9 protein-coding genes are annotated in these 8,319 nt (G+C 71.4%); 7 read left to right on the plus strand and 2 right to left on the minus strand.

The features are described 5' to 3' along the window. The 5 genes from AOK16_RS28165 to fabF all read left to right on the plus strand — a co-directional run. A partial coding sequence (locus AOK16_RS28165) for a PucR family transcriptional regulator (protein ID WP_240483516.1) occupies nt 1-379 on the plus strand: 379 nt, incomplete at its 5' end. Nucleotides 380-468: 89 nt separating this feature from the next. Continuing rightward, nucleotides 469-1,437 (plus strand): ACP S-malonyltransferase, encoded by a 969-nt coding sequence (locus AOK16_RS11145; RefSeq protein WP_205627667.1) that lies wholly within the window; start codon nt 469-471, stop codon nt 1,435-1,437. Nucleotides 1,438-1,450: 13 nt separating this feature from the next. Then, complete coding sequence (locus tag AOK16_RS11150; RefSeq protein WP_055472097.1) at nt 1,451-2,485, plus strand: ketoacyl-ACP synthase III; 1,035 nt, start codon at nt 1,451-1,453, stop codon at nt 2,483-2,485. A 56-nt stretch (nt 2,486-2,541) separates the two neighbouring features. Continuing rightward, nucleotides 2,542-2,790 (plus strand): acyl carrier protein, encoded by a 249-nt coding sequence (locus tag AOK16_RS11155; RefSeq protein WP_055472098.1) that lies wholly within the window; start codon nt 2,542-2,544, stop codon nt 2,788-2,790. A gap of 76 nt (nt 2,791-2,866) precedes the next feature. Next, on the plus strand, nt 2,867-4,153 hold the full coding sequence (gene fabF / locus AOK16_RS11160) for a beta-ketoacyl-ACP synthase II (RefSeq protein WP_055472099.1): 1,287 nt from the start codon (nt 2,867-2,869) through the stop codon (nt 4,151-4,153). Nucleotides 4,154-4,268: 115 nt separating this feature from the next. Here fabF and AOK16_RS11165 read toward each other — a convergent pair whose 3' ends face one another. Continuing rightward, nucleotides 4,269-5,192 carry an NAD(P)-dependent oxidoreductase gene (locus tag AOK16_RS11165; RefSeq protein ID WP_055472101.1) on the minus strand — a complete coding sequence of 308 codons (924 nt, stop codon included), beginning with the start codon at nt 5,190-5,192 and terminating at the stop codon, nt 4,269-4,271. 56 nt (nt 5,193-5,248) lie between these two features. After that, a complete protein-coding gene (locus AOK16_RS11170) occupies nt 5,249-5,743 on the minus strand; it encodes a DUF3145 domain-containing protein (protein ID WP_055472100.1) in 495 nt (164 codons plus the stop codon). Between the two features lie 459 nt (nt 5,744-6,202). Here AOK16_RS11170 and AOK16_RS11175 point away from each other — a divergent pair, with 459 nt between their 5' ends. Together AOK16_RS11175 and AOK16_RS11180 are read left to right on the plus strand one after the other, a co-directional pair. Then, nucleotides 6,203-7,093 (plus strand): SGNH/GDSL hydrolase family protein, encoded by an 891-nt coding sequence (locus AOK16_RS11175; RefSeq protein ID WP_055472102.1) that lies wholly within the window; start codon nt 6,203-6,205, stop codon nt 7,091-7,093. 504 nt (nt 7,094-7,597) lie between these two features. Further along, nucleotides 7,598-8,319: mandelate racemase/muconate lactonizing enzyme family protein (locus tag AOK16_RS11180; protein WP_169790882.1), on the plus strand; the 722-nt coding region annotated here is incomplete at its 3' end.

Below are 8,319 nucleotides of genomic sequence, written 5' to 3' on the forward strand. Positions count from 1 at the left end.
CGCGCAGGCCGCCGCCGCCGGGCTGCGGGCCTGCACGGCCTGGCCGGACGCCCCGCGCCCGGTCCTTGCCGACGATCTGCTGCCCGAGCGCGCGATGGCCGGAGACGCGGCCGCGCGCGAGCAGCTGGTGGAGGAGATCTACAGACCGCTGGAGGAGGCGGGCTCCGCTCTCCTGGAGACGCTGAGCGTCTACCTGGAGCAGGCGAGCAGCCTCGAAGGGGCCGCCCGGATGCTCTTCGTGCACCCCAACACCGTGCGCTACCGGCTCCGACGTGTGACGGACGTCACCGGCTGGTCGCCGTCCGATGTACGGTCGGCGTTCACGCTCCGTATCGCGCTGATTCTGGGGCGTCTGGCCGACGGGGACGGCCAGCTCTAGTCTTTTGTCCGACACCCACAATTCCCCCGACGGTTCTTGGTCCCTGTCCCCACCGGCGGCCGGGACCGTCCACAAGAGAGAGTGTGAGAGTGCTCGTACTCGTCGCTCCCGGCCAGGGCGCCCAGGCGCCCGGCTTTCTGACTCCCTGGCTCGAACTCCCCGGCGTCGCCGAACGCCTCGGGGAGTGGTCCGACGTCGCCGAACTCGACCTGGTGCACTACGGCACCAAGGCCGACGCCGAGGCGATCCGCGACACCTCCGTGGCGCAGCCGCTGCTGGTGGCCGCCGGACTGGTGTCGGCGGGGCAGCTCTTCGGCACGCCTGAGGACTTCGCGCGCCGCGTCGGCGCCGCCGCCGGCCACAGCGTCGGTGAGATCACCGTGGCCGCGGCCACCGGTGTGCTGGCGCCCGAGGCCGCCATCGGGTTCGTACGCCAGCGCGGTCTGGCCATGGCGAAGGCCGCGGCCGTCACCGAGACCGGCATGTCCGCGGTCCTCGGCGGTGACCCGGAGGCCGTGGTCGCGCACCTGGAGGGCCTCGGCCTGGCGCCGGCGAACATGAACGGTGCGGGGCAGATCGTCGCCGCGGGCACCGCAGAGCAGCTGGCCGCGCTCGCCGAGAACCGGCCGGAGAAGGCCCGCGTCATCCCGTTGAAGGTGGCCGGCGCGTTCCACACCCACCACATGGCCCCCGCGGTCGCGACGCTGGAGGCGCTGGTCCCCGACCTGGCCGTCCAGGACCCGGTGACCGCCTACGTCTCCAACAAGGACGGCGAGACCGTGGCCACCGGCCAGGAGGTCGTACGCCGGCTGGTGGCGCAGGTGTCCAACCCGGTGCGCTGGGACCTGTGCATGGAGACCTTCCAGCGGCTCGGCGTCACCGCGATGATCGAGCTGTGCCCGGGCGGCACGCTCACCGGGCTGGCCAAGCGTGCCCTGCCCGGGGTGAAGACCGTCGCCCTGAAGACCCCGGAGAACCTCGACGCGGCCCGCGAGTTGATCGCGGAGCACGCCGCCTCGGCCGGTACCGACTCGTCCGCCGACACGACCGCCGAATAGGAGCCGCGAGAGCATGGCAGCGAAGATCAGGCCGAGCAAGGGCGCCCCGTACGCGCGCATCCTCGGCGTCGGCGGCTACCGCCCGACGCGGGTGGTGCCGAACGAGGAGATCCTCAAGCACATCGACTCGTCCGACGAGTGGATCCGCTCCCGCTCCGGCATCGCGACCCGCCACTGGGCGGGCCCCGAGGAGACGGTCGCCGAGATGTCGATCGAGGCCGCGGGCAAGGCCATCGCGGCGGCGGGGATCACGGCCGAGCAGATCGGCGCCGTCGTCATCTCGACGGTCTCCCACTTCAAGCAGACCCCGTCCATCGCCACCGAGATCACCCACCGGCTCGGTGCCGGCAAGGCCGCGGCCTTCGACATCTCCGCCGCCTGCGCGGGCTTCGGCTACGGCCTGACGATCGCCAAGGGCCTGGTCGTCGAGGGCAGCGCGGAGTACGTGCTGGTGGTCGGCGTCGAGCGCCTCTCGGACCTCACCGACGTGACCGACCGCTCCACCGCCTTCCTCTTCGGGGACGGCGCGGGCGCGGTCGTCGTCGGCCCGGCGGACGAGCCCGGTATGGGCCCCACCGTCTGGGGCTCGGAGGGCGACAAGGCCGACGTCATCGAGCAGACCATCCCCTGGGACGGCTTCCGCGTCGGCAACGTGGCCGAGCTGCCGGTCGGCGAGGACGGTGAGCTGAAGTTCCCGTCGCTCCGCCAGGAGGGCCAGGCCGTCTTCCGCTGGGCCGTGTTCGAGATGGCCAAGGTCGCCCAGCAGGCGCTGGACGCGGCCGGGATCACCCCGGACGAACTCGACGTCTTCATCCCGCACCAGGCCAACATGCGGATCATCGACTCGATGGTGAAGACCCTCAAACTGCCGGAGCACGTCACGGTCGCCCGCGATGTGGAGACCACCGGCAACACCTCGGCCGCCTCGATCCCGCTCGCGATGGAGCGGCTGCTGGCGACCGGACAGGCGAAGAGCGGCGACACCGCGCTCGTCATCGGCTTCGGGGCGGGTCTCGTTTACGCCGCCACGGTCGTTACCCTCCCTTAGGCAAGATCCACCCCGCATTTCACAGCGAAAAGCGAAAGAACAGAAGGAGCGCCGCCATGGCCGCCACCCAGGAAGAGATCGTCGCGGGTCTCGCGGAGATCGTGAACGAGATCGCCGGTATCCCCACCGAGGATGTCCAGCTCGACAAGTCGTTCACCGACGACCTGGACGTCGACTCGCTGTCCATGGTCGAGGTCGTTGTCGCCGCCGAGGAGCGCTTCGACGTCAAGATCCCGGACGAGGACGTCAAGAACCTGAAGACCGTCGGCGACGCGGCCGACTACATCCTGAAGCACCAGGCCTGAGCCAGCCGAGCGTTTGTCGCCACCCCGCGGTGGCGCCGTCGATTCGGACCCCTCTACACGTGGAGAAAGAATTCCTGTGAACGCGACCAATCGCACCGTGGTCGTCACCGGTATCGGCGCAACCACACCGCTGGGTGGCGACACCGCATCGACCTGGGAGAACCTGGTCGCCGGGCGCTCCGGTGTCAGCCTGCTCAAGCAGGACTGGGCCGTCGACCTCCCGGTGAAGATCGCCGCGCAGATCGCGGTCGAGCCCGGTGAGATCATCCCCCGCCCGCAGGCCCGCAAGCTGGACCGCTCCGCGCAGTTCGCGCTGATCGCGGCCCGCGAGGCCTGGGCGGACGCGGGCTTCACCGCCAAGGCCGGCGAGCCCGGCGCGTCAGCCGCCGACGGGGACCCGGAGATCGACCCCGATCGGCTCGGGGCGGTCATCGCCTCCGGCATCGGCGGCGTGACCACGCTCCTCGACCAGTACGACGTGCTGAAGGAGAAGGGCGTACGCCGTGTCTCCCCGCACACGGTGCCGATGCTCATGCCGAACAGCCCCTCGGCCAACGTCGGCCTGGAGGTGGGCGCCCGCGCGGGTGTCCACACCCCGGTCAGCGCCTGCGCGTCTGGTGCCGAGGCCATCGGGTACGCGATCGAGATGATCCGCAGCGGCCGCGCCGACGTGGTCGTCGCGGGCGGCACCGAGGCGGCCATCCACCCGCTTCCCATCGCCGCGTTCGGCAACATGATGGCGATGTCGAAGAACAACGACGACCCCGAGGGCGCCTCCCGGCCGTACGACACGGCCCGCGACGGCTTCGTCCTCGGCGAGGGCGCCGGTGTGGTCGTCCTGGAGTCGGCCGAGCACGCCACCCGGCGTGGTGCGCGCGTCTACGCCGAGGCCCTCGGCCAGGGTGTCTCCGCGGACAGCCACCACATCACCCAGCCCGAGCCCTCCGGCAAGGGCATCGCGCACGCCCTGCAGAACCTGCTGGCCAACACCGACCTCAAGCCGTCGGAGATCGCGCACGTCAACGCGCACGCGACCTCGACGCCGCAGGGCGACGTGGCCGAGATCAAGGCGCTGCGGAAGGTCTTCGGCGACGACGTGGACCACATGGCGCTGTCCGGCACGAAGTCGATGACCGGTCACCTCCTCGGTGGCGCGGGCGGTATCGAGACGGTCGCCAGCGTGCTGGCGCTGTACCACCGGATCGCCCCGCCGACGATCAACATCGAGAACCTCGACCCCGAGGCAGACGCCGACGTCGTACGCGACACGGCGCGCCAGCTGCCGAGCGGCACCATCGCGGCGCTCAACGACTCGTTCGGCTTCGGCGGCCACAACGTCGTCCTGGCGTTCCGCTCGATCTGAGCCGGCTGAGCCCGGAACGATCCGAGTCGGCCGCGCCCGGCACGAAGCACGGAGCCCGTCCGGCGGTCCTCAACCGCCGGACGGGCTTCGCCGTTCGGTCACCGGGAGCCTCCGGTCACCGCGGACCGGTGTCCTCGAAGCTCGCGAAGTAGCTCGCGGCCATGTCCTCCCGGCCGTGCCCCATGCGCTCCGCGCGGCGGAACCGCTCCGCTCCGGCGGCGGCGACGTCGAGTCGTACACCGGCCCGCTCCCCCGCCTCCACGATCAGCCGGGCGTCCTTGGCCGCGGTCGCCACCGAGAAGCTCGGGGCGTAGTCGCCGGCCGCGATGGCCGCGGCCTTGAGGCGGAGGTAGCCGCAGTCCAGCGCCCCGCCCGCGACCGCGTCGAGGAACCCCTGCGGCTCCACGCCCAGGCCCTCGGCGAGCGCCAGCGCCTCGGCGGTGCCGTTGGTGAGCGCCAGCACCCAGCTGTTGCAGACGAGTTTGAGGCGGCTGGCCGCGCCGCTCGCCCCGTCCTCGGCGATCCAGACCGTACGGCTGCCCACGGCGTCGTAGACGGGCGCCAGGGTGGCCCGGGCCTCCTCGGGGCCGGCGGCCAGGACGGTCAACTGGCCGTTCTCGGCGGGCTGTCGGGTGCCGAGGACGGGCGCGTCGACGAAGACGAGGTCGTGCTCACCCGCGAAGGCGGCGAGCGGTTCGAGGGAGCCGAGCCCGGCGGTGGTGGACTGCGACCACACAGTCCCGGGGGCCAGGGCGGAGGCCGCGGCGCGCATCGTCTCCAGCGCGGCGGGCCCGTCGTACAGCATGGTCAGGACGACGGCGGCGCCTTCGACGGCGGCGGCGGGGTCGTCGGCGATCCGGGCACCGTCGGCGGCGAGTGGCTCCGCCTTGTCGCGGGTACGGTTCCAGACGCGGACGTCGAGTCCGGCGCGGCACAGGTTGCGGGCCATCGCGGCGCCCATGATGCCGGTGCCCAGAACGGCTACGGAGGTTGTGTCCGGGGGCTCGGGGGCCGATCCCGGAGAAGTCGCGGTAGGCATGCCCAGCACGCTACGGGTTCGGGTCCGCCCGGGGCGACGACCGAACCGGCGGGCCGTCAGACGACCTGGTGCAGCCAGCGGACCGGCGCGCCCTCGCCCGCGTACCGGAACGGCTCCAGTTCGTCGTCCCAGGGCTTGCCCAGCAGCTTGGCGATCTCGGCCTCGAGGTCGGTCTCGCCGCGAGCGGACCTGGCGAGCGCGGCGCGCAGCCGGTCCTCGGGGATGAGGATGTCGCCGTGGATACCGGTGACGGCATGGAAGATGCCCAGGTCGGGGGTGGAGCTGTAGCGCTCGCCCTCGGCGGTGGGGCAGGGCTCCGCGGTCACCTCGAAGCGCAGCAGGTGCCAGCCGCGCAGGGCGGACGCCAGCTTGGACGCCGTGCCGGGCTCGCCCTGCCAGGAGAACTCGGCGCGCCAAGTCCCGGGCGAGGCGGGCTGTCTGATCCAGTCGAGGCTGACACGCACGCCGAGTACGCCCGCGACGGCCCATTCAACGTGCGGGCACAGCGCGCGCGGTGCGGAGTGCACGTACAGAACTCCACGTGTCGTCACCGGGACCTCCAGTGTGGGACGAGGTTCGCCTTCCCCAGCGGCCTCGTGCCCGTACCGGTCCCGTCCGGGGCAGCATCCGACATCTTGCCCCAAAGGTCCCTTCCGTACCAGCTCCCGAGGTCACTTGCAGTAAACACCATCGGGGGCAATTCTCCAGAAAAGGGACAGTATGTGACGTGATGCAATTAACCGGGTTGCCGGAGACGCGCACGCTCCTCTGGTTCGACAGGCCGTCAGGACGCTCTCCCTTACGGGAACCGGCCCGACGCCACGGGAAAAGCTACCGCGCGCCGGGACCACAGGAGTCACCTACCGTCGGTCCGGGCGCAGATCGGTGAAGCTTTCACCCGCCGGGACGGCCGGTAACCCTCCGTTCGGGGAACGTCCGAGCGGCTCAATTCGTCCCCCTGAGTGGGGGAGCGGGAGGAAGTCTTCCCGCGAGGGGATGTGGAGCGGGACATGCGGGACGAGAGTCGGCTCGCGCACCGGGGTGCGCGACGAAAGCGGGCGGTCGCCGCGGTGGTCGCCCTGGTGCTGGCCGGGCTGGCCGGCGTCACGGGCTGTGACGAGCAGCGGCCGGCCGCCGACCGGCCCCGGCCCCGCCCGGCGCCGATGTGGGACACCAGCCCGCGGTCGATCGCGGCGGTCGGGGACTCCATCACGCGCGGCTTCGACGCCTGCGGCGTGCTCATCGACTGCCCCCAGGTCTCCTGGGTCACCGGCACGGACCCGAAGGTGCGCAGCCTGGCGCAGCGGCTGCTCAAGCGTCCGGAGCGCGGGAGTTGGAACCTCGCGCGGTCCCGGGCGCGGATGGCGGACCTGCCGGGGCAGGTCGACGCCGCCGTCCGGAAGAGACCCGAGCTGGTCACAGTGATGGCCGGCGCGAACGACGCGTGCCGGCCCAGTACCGCGCAGATGACACCGGTGGGCGCCTTCCGCGAGAGCTTCGCGCAGGCGCTGCGGAAACTGCGGCGTGCCCTGCCGAAGACGCAGGTGTACGTGGCGAGCGTGCCGGATCTGAAGCGGCTGTGGTCGGAGGGGCGGCGGAACGAACTCGGCAAGCAGGTGTGGAGGCTGGGCATCTGCGCGTCGATGCTCAGCGATCCGGATGCGGTGGACCAGGCCGCGACGGACCGGCGGCAGCGGGTGTACGACCGGGTGGTGGCGTACAACGCCGCACTGAAGGAGGTCTGCGCGCAGGACCGGCTGTGCCGGTACGACGGCGGGCAGGTCTTCGCCTACCGGTTCACCGGGGCGCAGTTGAGCCCGTGGGACTGGTTCCACCCGAGCGTGGACGGCCAGCGGCGACTGGCGGAGTTGGCCTTCCGCCGGATTACTGCCAAGTCCTGACGGAGTCCGGTTACCGCCGAGTCCTGAGGGTCCGGTTACCGCCGAGTCCTGGCGGGGCCCGGTCCGGTCGGCTGCGCCGGGCCCGGCTCTGCTGCCTCTCCTGGGTGGCTTCGGCGACGGCGAAGGCGGCCAGGCCGCGAGCGCGGGGTGGCGGGGAGTTGGTGCCGGCGCAGGTCGTGGAGAGGCCTCCACCGGCCTGCCCGCGGCGAGTTCGGCCTGCCCGCGCTCCCCGGGTGAACCGAAAAACGCTTCGAAGGGGTCATCGCCGCCCGACCCCTGGACACCCCCGAAAAGCGGCCGGCGGTGCGCCCCCGGGGAGTTGGGAGTGCGTTGTGTGACGTGTTGGCATCCTGCCCGGCGATTCGCCGCGGGTTGCCCCGTTTCGCGGACCGATCCCGCCGCAAGCCGTTGACACAGGTCACACCCGGGAATAGCGTCGCGCCAGCATTTCGAACGCATGACGAAATACCGAACAAGACGAACCGGACCAAGGGGTCAAGAGCCGTGCGCATCACGGGAATCAGCACGCATGTGGTCGGAACACCCTGGCGCAATCTGACGTATGTCCAGGTCCACACCGACGAGGGGCTGACGGGTGTCGGCGAGACGCGGATGCTCGGGCGCACCGACGCGCTCGTCGGCTACCTGCGGGAGGCGGAGGCCAACCACATCGCGGGCTCCGACCCGTTCGCGGTCGAAGATCTCGTACGCCGCATGAAGTACGGCGACTACGGGCGCGCCGGCGAGATCGTGATGTCCGGTATCGCCTGTGTGGAGATGGCCTGTTGGGACATCAAGGGCAAGGCGCTGGGTGTGCCGGTCTGGCAGCTGCTCGGCGGGCGCGTCACGGACAAGGTCAAGGCGTACGCGAACGGCTGGTACACCACCGAGCGCACGCCCGAGGCGTACCACAAGGCGGCGCAGGCGGTGATCGAGCGCGGCTACCGGGCCCTGAAGATCGACCCGTTCGGGACCGGGCACTTCGAACTCGACCATGCCGAGAGCCTGTACGCGGTGTCGCTGATCGAGGCGGTACGCGACGCGATCGGGCCGGATGCCGAGCTGATGCTGGAGATGCACGGGCGCTTCTCCCCCGCCACGGCCGTGCGGCTGGCGCGCGATCTCGCGCCGTTCCAGCCCGCGTGGCTGGAGGAGCCGGTGCCGCCGGAGAACCTCAAGGCGCTGGCGAAGGTGGCGGAGAAGGTGGAGCTGCCGGTCGCGACCGG

Source organism: Streptomyces pathocidini, from assembly GCF_001418495.1.
Classification (GTDB): domain Bacteria; phylum Actinomycetota; class Actinomycetes; order Streptomycetales; family Streptomycetaceae; genus Streptomyces; species Streptomyces pathocidini.